Genomic DNA, 17061 nt, shown 5'->3' with positions numbered 1-17061 from the left:
ACAGACTGCCGTGTATAGTCCGGGTGGGTGCGGGTGCGGCTTGCTGCTGCTCCCGGTTATTGCTGTGAGCATTGGCGTGATGTTTGCGCTTGCTGGACTGGCTGCGGCGGCACTCGTACTGTTTATCACTGCCATCGGCGTGACGATTTGGCTTTATCACAGTCGTGAACAGCGCCGCGCCGACGGTAAAACCAATGTCGGCTGGGTCGTATTCCTGGTCATTGCGTACCCCCTGAGTGTCAGCTACCTGGTGTTCTTTGTCCTGTTGATGATCAGTGCCTTTACCGGGGAATCCGTTACGGTGGGTTGATGCACTGCCAGCAGACGGTCGCGCAAAGTGCGTTTGCTCGGCGTTTGGACAACCGCATTGGCCGTTTACCGCAACCTTAGCTCTCAGCTAATGAATTCAAGTTCAATCCTTTCTACGATGTGCTGTGTGCCGGCACGGTAGCCGGATCGTAGGAAGGATGAATAATGGCAAAAGAGGGAAAGAAGCCGATCGGCAAGATTGTCCTAGGCGTCATCGTGGTGCTGGTTATCGTCGGTGCCGTGGGCTCTATGGGTGGCAATTCAACCGATTCGTCTGCGAGCGATTCGGCAAAACCTGCCGAAGCGACACAGAAGGCTGAGGAGCGAAAAGAACCGCAAGAACCGTATACCATTGCTGACGAGGCTGAAGACACCTCCAATCAGTTTGCCTATAAGATCACGGGCACACTGACCAATAACACGGACAAGGAAAAGAGCTACATTCAGATTGAGTATGTTCTGTATGATGCCGATGGCAACCAGGTTGGAACGGCTCTTGCAAACACCAATCATCTGAAGGCGGGCGGCTCCTGGAAGTTCGAGGCGCTGGGTACGGTGTCTTCCGACCAGGTTGCTAGCTGGGAGCGTTCGGACGTAAGCGGTTTCTAGCATGTTGCATGCACTGGGGGAGGTGAAGTCGTATGCCCGATAAAAAGCTGACCGAGGAGTTGCTCAATGAGCTTCTCGATGCGCCGAACATCGATGGCTATATCAGGGAGCACGACTTTGCCGCCCCGTCGCTTTCGGACTACCTGAAGCAGCTGCTGCAGGAAAAGGGCTTGGAGCGCTCGCGCGTGGTTCGTATGGCCGATCTCAATGAGACCTTCGGCTATCAGATCTTTACCGGTGCGCGTCACCCGAGTCGCAATAAGGTGCTGCAGATTGCCTTTGCGATGGCGCTGACGCTCAAAGAGGCCAACCGTGCACTGACGGCTGCCGGGGTAAGCGTCCTCAACTGCAAGGATCGCCGTGATGCGATTATCATCTTTTGCATCGATCGCGGGTGCAGCCTCCAAAAGGTCAACGAGGAGCTGTATCGCTTTGGCGAGGAGACGGTGAGTTAGCGGCTGATATCTGAGCCGGCGGAGCTGCCGAACAACGATGCAAACGAACGGGGCGCGGATGCCATGGGGTGTCTGCGCCCTGCGCTATGATGGAGGCTATGGATACTCAGACCACAACATATTCCGATGACGAGCTGACCGCAGCGCTTGCCGAACATCTGGCGTCGCTCGATCGCGACGACAGCTATCGCGTGGAGCGTGTACTTAAGCGCTCGTCCGTTGAAACAACCGAGCTCGTGTACTTTGAAGGAACCGGCGGTGGTTCGCTCGGCCCCTTTGTCCGTAAACGCATCGATGCTTCGGCTCAAATCGGCGGGGCATACGGGCGTCTGTTTGCCGCCCAGCGGGCAGGCAGGCGTTTTGAGCACCTGCCCAGAATCGTCGATTGTCATCGTGTGGGCGACGAGCTCAACGTGGTTATGGAATACATCGAAGGGGAGACGCTCAGGGCGCTGGTGGACCGTCTGGGAGCCACCCCCGATTATGCGCGTGAATTGTATCCTGCCCTATGCGATGCCGTGGGCGAGCTCCACGCCGGTTTTGCAATGGCGGGGGAGACGTCGGCGCCGGTGATCCATCGCGACCTCAAACCGTCGAATATCATCGTGACGGGTGCGAACTGTACGCTCGATGAGGGCCTGACGTTTTCGTCGCTGGTGATTATCGACTTGGGGATCGCGCGCGTATGGCGCGATGGCGCCGATGCCGACACCGTCAAGTTTGGCACGCGACCCTATGCGCCGCCCGAGCAGTATGGGTTTGGGCAGACGAGTGTGCGCAGCGACGTCTACGCACTGGGCGCCCTGTTGTTCTTCTGCTTGACGGGAGTCGACCCTAAACCAGGGCTCGACATGCGCGAGCAATGCGAGGCGCGTGGCATTCCCACTCCACTTGCCGATGCCGTCTGCATGTCGATGGCGCTCGACCCGGCCAAGCGTTTTGCGAGTGCGGAAGCGTTGGGACGGGCGACGCGCTCGGCATACGATCTGAGCCGCCCCGTGCGGCCTCCTACACCTGCGCCTGTCCGTACTCCGGCCTCGGAGACGGTGTTGACGCTCCAAGGGCTCCAGAACCCCGCAGGGCTTCCTAGGCCTGCCGCCTCCGCTGCATGCGGTCCGCTCTCTCGCGTTCCGGAGTCTCTGGGGCGCATTTGGAATGCGCTCGTCTGCTTCTCGCTACTTGTGTTCTTTGCCGGAAGTCACTTTGCCGTCTTTCACCCCACGGGAGCAAACCAAAGCTACCCGACGTGGCTTCTCATAATCGAGTATTTTTTCTTTGTCGATGGCCTTATGGTGCTTATGCATTTTGCGCTGCTCGATAAGCGCCGTCTTCGTCGGCGATTCGCACTGCTCGACAGCTATCGCGGCAAGAAACTCGCGAAACTTTGGCTCAAGGCATTGGGTGTGCTGCTCCTATGCATGATCGTCATAGTCGCGGTTGCCAATGCGACCGGCGTCGTCGATGCCTCCGCTACCTAAAAGAAAAGGGCCCCATTGGGGCCCTTTGCAGTTGCACCTAGATGCGGTTCATCTGAGCGGCGACTTTGTTGTACCAGTCCTGCCACGTGGGCGGGCAGTACTTTTTGGCCGCTGCCGGGGTAAGGGTGGAGCCGTAGTTGGCGCCCAGATAGGCAACGTGAGCGGAGATGCCCTCGCTCCAGCTGCCAAAGCTGCGCCAACCGCCGCCACGGGCACTCCAGCCCCAGGCGTTGTAAGAATTGGCGCAATAAGCACCCTTGGTGCTCTCGATGCAGGCGATGGCGGGGGACCAACGGGGGTCGACACCGGTATTCCAAGCGGCGACGGCAAAGTTATAGCCCTGGCCTGCCATGGGGGAGCCGGCGAGATAATTGTCGATGCGGCTCGTCCACTCATTAATGAACGAATCGTAATCGGAGCTACCGGTATTGGCGTTGTTCACCGTGGTGTCGATGGTGGTGTTGGTGTTGGTGGCCTGGCTGCTGGAATTGTTGCCGCTTACGCCCTCGCCCGAGATCTTCTCGGCGGCAGCGGCCTTATCGGCCTCAAGCTTGGCAAGCTCGGCGGCATTTTCCTGCTCGGCTTTTGCCTGCGCCTCGCTGCGGAGCTGCTGGGCCTGAGCCAACGCATCCTCGGCGTTTTTCTGCTCTGCCTCAAGCTGAGACTTGGCCTGCTGGAGCTCAGCCTTGTTCTGCTCGAGTTCGGTTTGCATGTTATTGAGCTGTTCGATCTCGTCGACGCTCGAGCTCGTGATCTGGTTGGTGTATTTGCAGGTCGTGATGAACTCACCCAGGCTCTGCGCGTTGACCAGGAAGCTCACGATGGGGTTGGTGCCCTTCTGATACTTGTACAGATCGCGCATGGCGGAGCTTGCCTTGGCCTGCTGCTCGGGAAGCTTGGCCTCGATTTCCTCGATGCTTGCTTCATTGGAGTCAATCTGCTTTTGCAGGTCATCGAGTTTGGTGCGGGCGTCGTTGTAGGCGCTCGTGGCGGCTTCGATCTTCTGCTGGGCTGCGGAAAGCTGGTCCTGCGTTGCCTGCGAGGCGGCATACGCCGCAACGGGGGAGAGCATCGGCGTGGCCGTCAGCGCAACGGCGAGCGCGGCGCTCGTGATGATACGAGCCGGCTTCGACGCAATGAGCGCTGCGGCGCGATGATTCGAATGCTGCATCCAGTCCCTCTGCAATCAATCGTAGGTTATGGTCCGAACGGTATTCTACTACTGCTTTCGACCTCAACTTGAACCTTAAAGGTTCCAAAGGGTCAAGTTGAACTTGAGGCTTTGGCTTTGACCTGCAGTTATGATGAATTGTTGAGAAACCATAGAGTTCAACTTTAACGTTACGGAACCCTGTCGAGAGGGTTTTTGTTTATCAAAAGTCGCCTCATGTGGGGTTTTGCAACTACAGGGTCCCAGCACGGCGAGGGCGGATTTCATGCTGGATAATTGCGCTGATTGCCATAGATACGGTGGAGCTTTGGGCGCCGGCGGTTTGGCACGCTAGAATAAATCAGTTGCGCAAAGACCGCCCGTTGTGTGGGCAGTTCATGATAGGAAGTTTCCATGGCATTGCAGTTTACAGAGCGCGAGTTTATTCCCGTGCTGCTCGGTGGCGACATCAACGCCTATTCGGTGGCGCGCGCCTTCTACGAGGAGTACCAGGTCAAGAGCCTGGTCTTTGGCAAGTACCAGACGGGTCCCGCGTACCGCAGCCAGATTATCGACTACACGCCCAACGTGGATATCGATACCATGCCCGTGATGCTCAGGACCGTCAACGGCATTGCCCAAGCGCATGCCGATAAGACGATTGTCCTTGTGGGCTGTGGCGATAACTATGTTGCCCTCGTGGCTCAGGCCAAGGATGCCCATGAGTTGGCGGATAACATCGTCGCGCCTTACGCTCCCTATAGCATGCTTGAGCAGTGCCAGAAGAAGGAGATCTTCTACGAGCTGTGCGAGAAGCATGGCGTGCCCTATCCACATACCTTTACCTTCACCATGGCGATGCTGAACGCCAAAGGCGAGGCACCTGCCGAAGTGCTCGACCAGATCGATTTTCCCTACCCGATGATTCTGAAGCCTTCTGACGGCATCATGTGGTGGCAGCACGAGTTCGAGGGCCAGAAAAAGGCCTATGAGATTGCCGACCGTGCCGAGCTGGAACAGGTCATTCGCGACTCGTATGCCAGCGGCTACACCGACGACCTGATCTTGCAGGATCGCGTGCCCGGCAACGACGAGTACATGCGCGTGCTCACCAGTTATTCCGACCGTAACGGCAAGGTGCGTATGATGTGCCTGGGTCACGTGCTGCTCGAGGAGCATCAGCCTCACGGTGTCGGCAACCACGCCTGCATCATCACCGAGCCCAATGACGAGCTTATGGATGGCGTGCGCAAGTTGCTCGAGGACCTTCACTTTGTGGGCTATTCCAACTTTGACGTTAAGTACGACGAGCGCGACGGCTCGTTTAAGTTCTTCGATTTCAACACGCGCCAAGGTCGCAGCAACTACTACGTTACCAACAGCGGCTTTAACGTCGCCAAGTATGTGGTGGACGAGTATGTGTTCAACCGTCCGTTTGAGCCGGAGTTTGTGACGGCACAGGACGAGGCACTGTGGATGGTCGTCCCCATGGGCGTCGTCGACAAGTACGTCAAGGATCCCGAGTTGCGCGCGAAGGTGCATCGCCTGGACAAGGAAGGCAAGGGCGCCGACCCTTCGTTTATGAAGGGCGACTTTGTCTTTAACCGCTGGCTGCGCATGTGGCACACCAAGCTGCGCCACTTTAAGCTGTTCAAGACGTATTACAAGTAGATGAGTGCGGCGCCCGTCCGGTTTGCATCGGGCGGGCGCGGGTATGATACGCGCAATTGCGCAAACGTCACCAAGGAGGCGGCGATGGAAAAGCTGGGAGTTATCGGCGGCATGGGCGCCGAGGCCACGTCGTATTACTACGACCAGGTGGTGCGTCATACGGCGGCCGCCTGCGATCAGGAACATATCGACATGGTGGTGCTCTCCAAGTCGACCATGCCCGACCGCACGCTGGCCATTAAGACCGGCGAGCATGCCAAGCTGCTGACGACCATGAAAGAGTGTGCCCAGGCACTCGAGTCGCTGGGCTGTGCGCACATTGCCATTCCCTGCAACACGTCACACTACTTTTACGACCAGATCCAGTCGTTTACGAAGGTGCCGATTATCCACATGCCGCGCGAGTCGGTTCGCTATGCCCTTGCGGGTGCGGTGATGGGGGAGTGCGAGTTCGACCCCAACCTGAGTATGCCGGCCGAGCCGGTGCACAAGATCGGTATCATGGGAACCGACGGCACCGTGGGCGCGGGCGTCTACGGCCGCGAATGCGAGGCTGCGGGTGTCGAGGTTGTCTATCCCAGCGAGAAACGTCAGAACGATGTGATGTCGCTTATCTACGATGATGTGAAGGCCGGACGTGAGCCCGATATGGATAAGTTCGACCGCGTGATGTGGGAGTTCGCCCGTAGCGGCTGCGACCGCGTCATTCTGGCCTGCACCGAGCTATCGGTGCTGCAGAAGTACCGAGAGATGCCCGAGATTACCCTCGACGCCATGGATGTCCTGGTGCGCGAATCCATCATCCGCAGCGGCGCCCCCTACCGCCTCTAGCTTCCGACCTGCCAAAAAGGGACAGGTTTATTTTGGTAGGTTTTATCTGGTGAAACAGTAAAGGCCTCGGCTCGTTTGGTGCGAGCCGAGGCCTTTTGCGTTGGGCGGTTGCTGTCGGTGGTGAACTAGAACAGGAAGCCGATGGCGATGAGGGCGATGCTGGCGACGAGCACGGCGATGTCCAGGCCCTTGATGGGGTAGCGCTTGTACGAGCTGGCGCGCGTGCGCAGATAGAAGCCGCGCTGTTCTGCCGCCAAGGCTGTGGCATCGGTCTTGCCCACGCTCGAGATGAGCAGTGGCACGCACAGTGGCAGCATGAGCTTAAGCTTCTTGATGGGGTTCTTGGTGTCGTACTCGACGCCGCGTGCGGTCTGCGCCTCCATGATGGCGTTCATCTCCTGACCAAATACCGGCACAAAGCGCAGCGCCGTGGTAAAGGTGAAGGCATAGCGATACGGCACGTGCAGCACCTCGACGCAGGCGTTGGCAAGGTCGTTGAGCTTGGTCACCATGAGCATGAGGATGAGTGGTAACGCCACGCCCAGCAGGCGCAGACAGGCCTTCGATCCTGTGATGAGGCCCGTGTCGGTGATAAAGCCCCACACCACGTTGCCATCGCGCATAAAGGCCAGCTGGAGCACCAGCATGATAAGCGCGAGCGGAATCAGCACCTTGAGCAGCGAGAACAGACGGTTGACGACGCCGGCATAGGCACCCAGTACAAGGGTGAGTGCCAAAAAGCCCAGCAGCGCCACGTAGGTGTCGGACAAGAAGATGCCGACGATGATGGCGGCGGCGAGGCCCAGTTTGACGACGGGGTTCAGGCGATGCAGCAGCGTATCGCCCGGCATGTAGTCGATGACGTTAACCACGGTGGACCATCTCCTTGGTAATTCGAACGACATCGGTGACCTCGCTCACCTGCGCAAAAGCGGGCGAGACGGAAGATGCCAGACGGCGCGAGAGTTCAATAACCTGGGGAGGCTCCACGTAGGCACGACGCATGAGATCGATGTTCGAGAATAGCTCGTGCGTGCGGCCGCGGTCGAGGATGCGACCGTCGGCCATTACCACAATGCGCTCGGCAAAATCCGAGACGACTTCCATATCGTGGCAGACCATGATAACGGCGCAACCGCGCTCGGCCATGGTGCGCACCGTTTCCATGACGGTCATGCACTCGCGGTAATCAAGGCCGCTCGTGGGCTCGTCGAGCACGACGATCTTGGGCTCAACCACTACGACGGAGGCAAGCGCCACCATTTGTCGCTGACCGCGCGAGAGCGAGAAGGGCGCCTCGTCGGCCGGCAAGCCAAAGCGGTCGATGACGAGCTGGGCGCGACGCAGCGCCTCGGCACGGTCGATGCCGGCAAGCTCCAGGCCAAAAGCGACCTCGTCGAGTACGGTATCCTTGCAGATCTGGCGGTCGGGGTTTTGGAAGAGGGTTGCGACTTCGCGGGCGATGCGGCTCGTGGGAACGGCCGCGGTATCCAGTCCCGTGACGCGCACGCTGCCCGAGGCGGGCTTGAGCTGGCCTGTGAGCAGCTTGGTGAGCGTGGTCTTGCCGGCACCGTTTTGGCCGACGATGCCCACGAGCTCGCCGGGATAGAGCGTCAGGTTGAGGTCGTGTACGGCGGCGCCGCCATTGGGATAGGCAAACTCAACATGGTCGAAGGTGAGTACGGGTTCGGCGTCCTTGGCATGAGGGCGCAACGACGGTGCATGCGGGGAGCCGGCGGGCGCCTGGGCTTCGCTGGCCGCGCGTGCGGGGTCGACGATGCCCGAAATCAGGCGCTCGGCCTCATCGACATCCAAGCAAGGGGTACCGCTTACCAGGCCATCGGCCTCGAGGCTATTGAAGATACGCGTGACGCGAGGGCAGTCGACGCCGATGGCACGGAGCTCGTCGGTATGCGCGAAGACCTCGTGTGGTTCGCCCTGCAGCGCGATTTCGCCATGGTTGAGCACGAGCACGCGGTTGCAGTACTCCGAGAGCAGGGCGACCTTTTGCTCAACGACGACGATGGTGATTCCAAGTGCGCAGTTTGCCTCACGCAGCGTCTCGAAGACCAGCGTGGAGCTGGCAGGGTCGAGTGCCGCGGTGGGCTCGTCGAGAACCAAGACGCGCGGACGCATAGCGAGAATGGCGGCGATGGCTACCTTTTGCTTCTGTCCGCCCGAGAGGGTGGCAATCTCGCGGTCGCGCAGGTCGCTGATGCCGACGGTCTCGAGCGTTTCGCTCACGCGCTGCTCGATCTGGTCATGGGGGACGCCAAAGTTCTCGAGGCCAAAGAGCATCTCGTCCTCGACGACCGAGGCGACCATCTGCGTGTCGATATCCTGCAGCACGCTGCCGACGATTTGCGACACGTCGGTCAACGAGACCTCGCAGGTGTCGTGGCCGTCAACCATGACGGACCCAAAGAACGTGCCGGTGTAGTGGTGGGGCACGGCGCCCGACAGGCAGGCGGCAAGCGTGGACTTGCCGGCGCCCGAGGGCCCGATGATGCCGATGAAATCTCCCTTGTTCACGCTGAGCGAGATGTGGCTGAGCGCCTGCTCGGTCTGCGTGCCATAGGAGAACGAGACATCGTCGACGTTGATGATCGTTTCCATGGATACCTTTCATAGTCATTGGGGACGTTCTTACATGACTAGTCGTTTGAGAACGTCTCCAAGAGCTAGTTGTTTGGGACGGTCTTTACCGATGGGTCACTGTGGGTTAGTTGAGCTTCAGGGCCTTCTGGATGGGCAGGTAGAGGGCGCCGACCAGAATGGCGTTAAAGACGGCGGTCATGGCGACGACGGGCAACATAGCGGCGGCGAGCTCGCCGACCACGCCAAGCATGGCCATCTTGATAACCATGAAGATGACGCCGGAGACAAAGGTGGTCACGAAGGTAGCGACGATGGCGACGGCAGGCTTAACCTGACCGTTCTTGCCGGCGGCGTTGACGATGCCGGCCATGAGCATGGCGGCGATGCCCTCGGCGGCAAAATCGACGAACGGCGAAGTGGTGGTGATCTGGATCACGGCAGCCGAGATGAGGCCAATGACGAGCGCCTGGCCGATGTTGGGGCGAACGACCAGGATGGTGAGGCAGAAGGCCGAGATGATGAACTCGGGGCTGATCATGCCGCCCGAGATGCCCGAGATTGCCTTGCCGACGGTGAAGTTGAGGATGAAGCCGGCGGCGAGCAGGATGGCGAGCAGGACGAGGGCGCGGACATCGAGTTTGCCGCGATCGGCGGTCTGGACGGTGCGGGGCTGGGTGGCGGTGGTGTTCTGAGACATGGTGAAAATCCTTTCGGAAGGGGATTGCAAGAGAAAAGCGGAGGCGCGTGATGCGAATGCGATCGGGCTCGAGATAGAAAAAGGCCCCCGGTCGAAACCGGAGGCCTTCCAATCACCTAGAGCGCAAAAACAGGCGTGAGGGACTCACTGTCGACCGATCGTATTCGCATCACGCCACCACCAGTTGTTGAGAGACTTCATCGTGTTCTTCATGTTGGTGGCTCCTTTCGTGATGCCGTGGCGCGGTCGCACCTAGTTGCTGTTGCGCTGCACTATAGCACAGCGAAGTGTGTGCGGGGAAATCTTTTTTAAAAAGATTTCAGGCGGGTTTCCCGTCGGTCAAAAAGGCGGGTTAAGTGGGCGTGGTGACTCATGTGCCCCGCCCGCTCAGCTAAGACGTTACTCCTTATTGCGACGGTAGAGGAAGTAACCGCCCGCGGAGATGACGGCAACGCCAGCGATGGCGAATGCAGCCACCATGCGGCCATCAAAACGATCGCCAGTGGTGGGCAGGCCGCCCTTGGTGTTCGTCTTGTTGGTGGTTACCGTGGTCGTGGTGTCCGACTTGCCGGGCTTCTCGGGCTTGGTGGTGGGCTGCTCGGGCTTAGCGGGCTGTTCGGGCTTAGCGGGCTGCTCGGGGGTACCGGGCTGTTCGGGAGTTCCGGGCTGATCCGGGGTCACCGGGTCGGTGGCAAGAGTGTCCTTGGCATAGGTGATGGACACCTTGAGGCCGTTGGTCTCAGTGTTCAGGTCGCTCGGGGTGAAGGGCGTGCTGAAATCCTCAGCCTTCAGATAAGCGCGCATCTCCTGGAGAAGGGCCTTGCACTTGACGTAGGTGTTCTCAGTGGCAGCCTTGCCGGCCTTGTTTGCCAGGGCGGTGCGGCCCTCAGTGGTGGTCTCGGCCTGCATAGCAGCATCGACCTCAAGGTTCTGCTCGATGAGCTCGTTCTGGAGAGCGTCGAGGTAGGCGCGAACGCCGCTGCCGAGCTGCTCGCGGTGCTCGTAGCAGAGGGAACTAATGTCCATGAGGACGTAGTTGATGGAGTTCTCGGGCTCCTCGTTGTTCACGATGTCCGTCTCTTCGCAGTGATCGTAGGAGACATCCTGATCGCTGAAGTAGGGGCTGACCTCGGTGAGCAGTGCAGAGTACAGAGGAATAGCGACGGAGTAGGCGGCGCGGGAGAGCATCTCCCACTGAATGGTCGCGATCTCGGGGTCCATGCCCTGACGGATCTGGAAGAGGTTGGTCTCGGTGCTTCTTTCGGTGCCGATGGCGTAGACACCGTCGGTGTTGGCGTTGAGGCCGGGGACATTTTCGCCGCGGTTGCCAAATGCACGGATCATCTCAAAGGTGTTCCAGTCGGACTTGCCGGGCTTGAAGAACAGGGGCTGGATCTCGCTGACCATGGCTCCGATTTGGTCGGGGCCTTTTTCCGGTTTAACCGTGACGATGTCGTAATCCGCACCCTTGGTCAACGGGGCCATGAAGTAATCGCGGCCCTGGACATAGCGAGTCCACTGATGAACGCCGGAATCGGCGACGCTTTTGCCATAGGTCTTGGCAACGTCGAACTTGCCGTCGGTGTACTCGGCGAAGCCATTTTTCTCGGGCATGGTCTGGATGCCCTCGGAGTGGAGGCAGTTCTCGGCGTCATCAAGGTTGACATCGTAATTGAGTCCGCCGATGTTGGGGTTGAGTGAGGCGACGTCATCGGCGAGCTTCATGGCGATCCACTGGTGGCCGGAAAGTGCGGCAAACAGCCAAGTCTCGTTGCTGTCGGCGATGATAATCTGATCGTTGCCGTTGGCGCCCTGCTCGTCGATGATCTTGCCGAGGAGCTCGACACCCTCATGTGCTTTGGCACTTTCGCCTAAGATAACGCTGCCGTAGCTATACTCGCCAATGCCAGTGTCGGTCAGGGGGTCTGCCTTGGCGGCTTTATCGTTCATGTTGGTGGTCAGCGTTGCGGAGCAGGACACGCCCTTCTCGTTGATGCCTGCCTCAGAGTAGGCATCATAGCGCCCGTGCCACTGCGAAGGATGATCGCGCACGTAGCTATAACGATATGTAGTCTAGGTCGACCTGTATGAGAAGTCGGACTCGTCTGAGCCGTAGGTATACCCGGGGGCATGCGACGGCTCAATGCCAAAGTGCTTGAGGTAGCGCGGGCCAAAGTCCTCGGCGCGACCATAATATGTGTTGCCGTCGGCTGTTAGGTTTTTGCCCATGTACATCTGCGTGCAGGCGAGCGCAGATGTCGGCATGGACATGATGGTCGCAGCTCCAAAGGCGAGGCCTATGCCTAGCTTCTTGAGCGCGTTGACGGGGCGAGTTTTCCTCATTTTCCCTCCCAGCGTGCGAAAGCCCTCTGTCGCCAGAGGGCTTCAGCCAATAAAGACACCTCATTAGCGTAACGAACTGGAAACAATATTCATCTATGAAAGAAACTTACTCGATAAGCGTGATGAAATATGCGATGAACGGTTAATCGTACTCAGTTTGCAGCTTTACTTTAATAAAGACGCCCTGTAATTACTGTAGCCGAATAAAGTAGCTGGGAATGCCCGAAATGAAAATCCCCCGCTGTTTGACGAATGCATAAACAGTGGGAGAGTCGATAACTGGATGAATATCATACCAATGTGGATTTACTTCTTTCGGCGGTGAATCACGTTGATGGCGTAACCGACGAGCATGGCCAAGACGATGACAATAAAGCCGATCAGGGGATTGTCGTTCATAGGGTCCTCCTATTTTCCGAGCGGGGAGAATTCGTCGACGATGAGGTCGAGGCATTGCGGAAGCGCGCGGGCTCCAAAGACGCCCGAATTGCTGGAGATAATCTCGCCATCGAACTGCATGCCCAGTGACGGGGTGCAGGTGATCTTGGCTTCCTTGGTCTGGATGATCTTGAACTGTGGGCGCCCGAGTACCTTGCCGGCGGGGTCAAGCGCAGCGGTGATCACGGTAGGCAGCAGCTGCACGGTGCGCACGGGTTCGATGACCGCAATGTCGACCATGCCGTCGTTCATGCGGCAGTTGGGGAACAGGTTGATGTCGTTTTGGATGACCGAGGTGTTGCCGGCCATGCAGCAGATGCCATCGAGCTCCTCGACAATGCCGTCATGCTCGATGGTAAAGTGCGCCACCGTGGGGTTGGGCGTGGCGAGCGCGGAGAGGAAGTAGGCGATCTCGCCGATGTCGTTTTTGGTAGGGGCGGCCTTCATCATGATCTCGGCGTCGAAGCCCGAGCCGGCGATGATGATAAAGCCGTGGTGCCTTTCGTTGCCGTTCTCGTCGAGCCAAAAGAGCTCGCCCATGTCCACTTTGACCGTGCGACCGGCACGGCAGGCCTTGGCAAGTGCCGCTGCCTCGGGGGCATTACCGATGTTGTTAAAGAACAGGCAGGCTGTGCCGGAGGGGAAGACGAGCGTGGGGACGCCGCATCCGCGCATTTGGTCGAGTACGTTGGAGACGGTGCCGTCGCCGCCCGAAATCACCACGCGATCAAACTCGCGCACGTCTGCCACGGCGTCTTCGGGTTCCATGCCATCGCCGATAAAACGCATCACGACCTCGTCGCCGCCCTGCGCGAGGGCGTGCGTGAATGCGTAGATTTCATCTGAGCTGGGGCCCGATGCCGGGTTGTGGATGATAAGGCAGCGCATACTTACGTTCCCGTTCTGTGACTAACCGAGTATAGTTGTAGGGCAATGCCGATATCCTACCCGTGTTTTTCGGGCCTAACCTTATTCGATGGGTTGATATGTACATTTCCACACATCAGGCTCTACTCGACTTTTGTCAGCGCGCCCGTGAGTTTGACGCGATTGCCGTCGATACCGAGTTTTTGCGCGAGCGCACGTTCCATCCGCGCCTGTGCCTGGTCCAGATTGCCACTCCTGCCGAGAGCGTCGCGGTTGATCCGCTGGTGATCGACGACCTGTCTCCCTTGGCCGAACTCATGGCCGACGAGAGCGTGACCAAGGTGTTCCATGCTTGCTCGCAGGACATGGAAGTTATGCTTCATACCGTAGGCGTGTTGCCGCGTCCGATTTTTGACACGCAGGTGGCCGCCGCCTTTTTAGGCGAGCGCCAGCAGATTTCCTACGGCGCGCTCGTGCAGACGTTTTGCGGCGTCTCGCTGCCCAAGACTGAGTCGCTGACCGACTGGTCGCGTCGCCCGCTGACCGATAAGCAGATTGAGTACGCGATCGATGACGTCAAGTACCTGATCGTCGCCTATACCGAGATGATGAGCCGTCTGCGCGAGCTGGGCCGCGTGGACTGGGTACTCGACGAGTTGCGCCCGCTGGCTGACGAGTCGCACTATCGCGCCGATCGCCACGAGGCGTTCCGCAAGGTCAAGCGCATCAATTCGTGCAGCCGTCACCAGCTGGGTATCGCGCGCGAGCTCGCCGCCTGGCGCGAGGACCGCGCCGAGCGCCGTAACATCCCGCGCAAGTGGGTCATGTCCGACGACACGCTGCTTGCGCTCGTTAAGCGCAATCCCGTCCGCGTTGAGGAGTTCCGTAGCATTCGCGGTACCGACCAGCTGGGGGAGCGCGACGTGGACGGTGCGCTCATGGCCATCAAGCGCGGCGCGAGCTGCCCGCACGATCGCCTGCCGCTCATGGTGCGCGGACACCGTCAGATCTCGCCGGAGCTGGAGAGCGTGACGGACCTGATGTATGCGCTCATCCGCCTGGTTGCCGAGCGCTCGGGGGTGGCGACCTCGGTCATTGCCTCGCGCGATGACCTGGCCGATTACATCGAGCATCCTGAGCAAAGCCCCCTGCGCGAAGGCTGGCGTTTTGAGCTTGTGGGTTCGCGCCTGGACGATCTGCTTTCCGGCAATATGGGGCTCACCGTGAAGGACGGAAAGATTGAGTTGTTATAGGGAAGCCTAGTCTGCTGAGTGGGTAGAATGCCTCCAACGTGTAACTCGATTCGGAGGAATTCGCATGCCCTATTACTATGGATACGGCTTTGGCATCGACCCGCTGTACCTGCTGGTTGTTCTTGTCTGCACGGTGCTTGGCCTTGCCGCACAGAACTATATCAACTCGACGTACAAAACCTGGTCCAAGGTTCGCTCGGACGGCGATACGGGTGCCACGGTCGCTCGCCGCATGCTCGATGCCAACGGTTGTAGTGCCGTGGGTATCAAGGGTGTCGCTGGCGAGCTCACCGACCATTACAACCCGCAGGACAACAACCTGTATCTGTCGGATGCCAATCGTTCGGGCGGTTCGGTCGCAAGCGTTGCCGTCGCCTGCCACGAGGCGGGCCATGCCGCCCAGCGTCAAAGCGGCTATGCCATGATGAAGGTACGTACCGCCCTCGTGCCGGTCGTCAACTTTACCCAGAACACCTGGACCATCGTGTTGCTCTTGGGCCTGATTATGAACATCGCGGGACTCACGACCCTCGCGCTGATCTTCTTCTCGTTTAGCGTGCTGTTCCAGCTCGTTACGCTGCCGGTCGAGATTGACGCCAGCCGCCGCGCCGTGGCGTATATCGAGCAGTCGGGCATGAGTTCCAAGCAGGTCAACGGTGCCAAGAAGGTGCTGACGGCCGCCGCGCTTACCTATGTTGCCGCTGCGCTCACCTCGATTATTCAGCTGCTCTATCTTATGGCTCGCTACAACAGAAACTCCAACCGATAACAAATGGGACAGGCAGGCGCCGCGGGGATTCGTGTCCTCGCGGCGCTGTACTATGTGTTGGACTTGAATTTGCGCAGGGCCGGAGCCCTTGTGCACGATGACGAAAGGAGGCTGCGTGGCAGGCTGGAATCTAACCGGCAATGCCGTTTCCGCCGAGTTCGACGGTTCGGACGAGCAGGAGCGTAAGGAGCTCAGCGTGAGCCAGGCGGTAGAGATCGCCGCCGGTGCGCTCGATGCCATTCCGCAGCTGAGTGTCCTGGGCGAGGTCACGGGTTTCCGTGGTCCCAACGCCCGAAGCGGCCACTGCTACTTCCAGATTAAAGACGACTCGGCCGCCGTCGACTGCATCATCTGGAAGGGCGCCTACCTTAAGCGCACCTTCGACTTGCGCGACGGCATGCAGGTAAGCTTTAAGGGCAGCTTCAATCTCTACAAGCCTACGGGTCGCATGAGCTTCGTTGCCCGCTCGTTCTCGCTGGCGGGGGAGGGTCTGCTGCGTCAACAAGTGGCGCAACTGGCCGAAAAGCTACGCCGCGAGGGCCTGATGGACGAAGCGCGCAAGCGCCGCATCCCGGTGTTCTGCTCCCGCGTGGCGGTCGTCACCTCGCTTTCGGGTGCCGTAATCGACGACGTCAAGCGCACATTGCGTCGTCGCAACCCGCTTGTCGAGCTCGTCTGTGTGGGCGCCAAGGTTCAAGGCGAGGGTGCGCCGGCCGAGCTCATTGAGGGCTTGCGCCGCGCCGCTTCCATTACGCCGGCGCCCGACTGTATTTTGCTGGTGCGCGGCGGCGGCTCCTTTGAGGACCTCATGACCTTTAATGACGAGGAACTTGCCCGCGCGGTGGCGGCTTGTCCTGTGCCCGTGGTGACCGGCATTGGTCATGAGCCCGATACCTCGATCTGCGATATGGTGAGCGACCGTCGCGCCTCCACGCCCACGGCGGCGGCAGAATCGGTGGCGCCGGCTATGACGGAGTTGGCCGATGTGCTCGGGGCGCGCCATCAGCGTCTGGGTGCCGCGATGGCATCGATGATTGGGTCGGCCCAGGTCGACCTGGAGATGCTCGATCAGCGCGGTCGCCGCGCCTGGGATACCTATACGGCCCGTCTGGGCGATGCGCTCGATGCAGCCGCGTACCGCCCGTGCCTCAACGACCCAACGTTTATGGTCGAGCGTCGCGAGTCCGAGCTTGCCCTGACGGCCGATCGTCTGTCCGGCGCCATAACGCGTTCGGTTGGGACCTTCCGCTCCAACTTCGAGCGTCTGCCCGAGCGCTTGGTCGCAAGCACCTCGGGGCTCGATGGCAAGCGCCATGCGATCACGCTTGCGAATTCCCGTCTGGAGCATCAGGGACGTACGATGCTCAATAAACCCGCGTCCGACCTGGGCCGTGCGGCAGCCTCGCTCGATGCCCTGTCGCCGCTCAAGGTGCTTGCCCGCGGTTATTCCATCGCGTACAGCGATGATGGTGTGGCTACAAGTGCCCAGACCTTTAAGCCGGGCGACGCCATCCGCGTGCGCATGGCGGACGGTAACGTGTCGGCAACCGTCAACGCGGTCGAGTAGACCGCGTTTCACAGTGATAGACCCTT

At 59.5% G+C, this 17061-nt stretch carries 15 protein-coding genes and 1 pseudogene; 9 read left to right on the top strand and 7 right to left on the bottom strand.

Annotation, left to right across the window (positions count from 1 at the left end; all coding sequences use genetic code 11):
• Positions 1–40 precede the first annotated feature (40 nt).
• From DWV58_RS05340 to DWV58_RS05325, 4 genes are all read left to right on the top strand, one after another.
• Positions 41–310 (top strand): hypothetical protein, encoded by a 270-nt coding sequence (locus DWV58_RS05340; RefSeq protein WP_158564525.1) that lies wholly within the window; start codon positions 41–43, stop codon positions 308–310.
• 164 nt (positions 311–474) lie between these two features.
• Entirely contained in the window at positions 475–918 is a 444-nt protein-coding gene (locus tag DWV58_RS05335; protein WP_117776423.1) for an FxLYD domain-containing protein, read from the top strand.
• A 32-nt stretch (positions 919–950) separates the two neighbouring features.
• Positions 951–1373 (top strand): XRE family transcriptional regulator, encoded by a 423-nt coding sequence (locus DWV58_RS05330; protein WP_117637494.1) that lies wholly within the window; start codon positions 951–953, stop codon positions 1371–1373.
• Between the two features lie 98 nt (positions 1374–1471).
• Positions 1472–2851: a protein kinase gene (locus tag DWV58_RS05325; protein WP_158564524.1), complete on the top strand. Its 1380-nt coding sequence runs from the start codon at positions 1472–1474 to the stop codon at positions 2849–2851.
• A 37-nt stretch (positions 2852–2888) separates the two neighbouring features.
• On the opposite strand, the gene DWV58_RS05320 is transcribed toward DWV58_RS05325, so the two are convergent.
• On the bottom strand, positions 2889–4022 hold the full coding sequence (locus DWV58_RS05320; RefSeq protein WP_117776421.1) for a glucosaminidase domain-containing protein: 1134 nt from the start codon (positions 4020–4022) through the stop codon (positions 2889–2891).
• Between the two features lie 393 nt (positions 4023–4415).
• Here DWV58_RS05320 and DWV58_RS05315 point away from each other — a divergent pair, with 393 nt between their 5' ends.
• Positions 4416–5672: an ATP-grasp domain-containing protein gene (locus DWV58_RS05315; RefSeq protein ID WP_117716582.1), complete on the top strand. Its 1257-nt coding sequence runs from the start codon at positions 4416–4418 to the stop codon at positions 5670–5672.
• Between the two features lie 84 nt (positions 5673–5756).
• Entirely contained in the window at positions 5757–6503 is a 747-nt protein-coding gene (locus tag DWV58_RS05310; protein ID WP_233540514.1) for an aspartate/glutamate racemase family protein, read from the top strand.
• Positions 6504–6628: 125 nt separating this feature from the next.
• Here DWV58_RS05310 and DWV58_RS05305 read toward each other — a convergent pair whose 3' ends face one another.
• The 6 genes and pseudogenes from DWV58_RS05305 to DWV58_RS05280 form a co-directional block, all read right to left on the bottom strand.
• Positions 6629–7375 carry an energy-coupling factor transporter transmembrane protein EcfT gene (locus DWV58_RS05305; RefSeq protein WP_117776419.1) on the bottom strand — a complete coding sequence of 249 codons (747 nt, stop codon included), beginning with the start codon at positions 7373–7375 and terminating at the stop codon, positions 6629–6631.
• The gene (locus DWV58_RS05300; RefSeq protein ID WP_117776418.1) at positions 7368–9119 is read right to left on the bottom strand and encodes an ABC transporter ATP-binding protein; all 1752 of its coding nucleotides are present in this window, start codon (positions 9117–9119) and stop codon (positions 7368–7370) included. The genes DWV58_RS05305 and DWV58_RS05300 overlap by 8 nt, the downstream gene beginning before the upstream one ends.
• 106 nt (positions 9120–9225) lie before the next feature.
• Complete coding sequence (locus DWV58_RS05295) at positions 9226–9798, bottom strand: hypothetical protein (protein ID WP_117635404.1); 573 nt, start codon at positions 9796–9798, stop codon at positions 9226–9228.
• 399 nt (positions 9799–10197) lie between these two features.
• A pseudogene (locus DWV58_RS10150) lies at positions 10198–11856 on the bottom strand (C69 family dipeptidase); the annotation flags it as partial.
• Between the two features lie 15 nt (positions 11857–11871).
• Positions 11872–12141 (bottom strand): hypothetical protein, encoded by a 270-nt coding sequence (locus DWV58_RS05285; RefSeq protein ID WP_117776416.1) that lies wholly within the window; start codon positions 12139–12141, stop codon positions 11872–11874.
• Between the two features lie 408 nt (positions 12142–12549).
• The gene (locus tag DWV58_RS05280; protein WP_117776415.1) at positions 12550–13467 is read right to left on the bottom strand and encodes a diacylglycerol kinase family protein; all 918 of its coding nucleotides are present in this window, start codon (positions 13465–13467) and stop codon (positions 12550–12552) included.
• Between the two features lie 98 nt (positions 13468–13565).
• Here DWV58_RS05280 and rnd point away from each other — a divergent pair, with 98 nt between their 5' ends.
• The 3 genes from rnd to xseA all read left to right on the top strand — a co-directional run bounded on the left by rnd (position 13566) and on the right by xseA (position 17035).
• Positions 13566–14699: a ribonuclease D gene (gene rnd / locus DWV58_RS05275; protein ID WP_006234315.1), complete on the top strand. Its 1134-nt coding sequence runs from the start codon at positions 13566–13568 to the stop codon at positions 14697–14699.
• A 64-nt stretch (positions 14700–14763) separates the two neighbouring features.
• Entirely contained in the window at positions 14764–15468 is a 705-nt protein-coding gene (locus DWV58_RS05270; protein WP_117776414.1) for a zinc metallopeptidase, read from the top strand.
• Positions 15469–15583: 115 nt separating this feature from the next.
• On the top strand, positions 15584–17035 hold the full coding sequence (gene xseA, locus DWV58_RS05265) for an exodeoxyribonuclease VII large subunit (protein ID WP_370448361.1): 1452 nt from the start codon (positions 15584–15586) through the stop codon (positions 17033–17035).
• Positions 17036–17061: the final 26 nt, after the last annotated feature.

Origin of the sequence: Collinsella sp. AF11-11, assembly GCF_003465485.1 — a bacterium.
Classification (GTDB): Bacteria; Actinomycetota; Coriobacteriia; order Coriobacteriales; family Coriobacteriaceae; genus Collinsella.
This window is presented reverse-complemented; position numbering and strand designations above follow the sequence as displayed.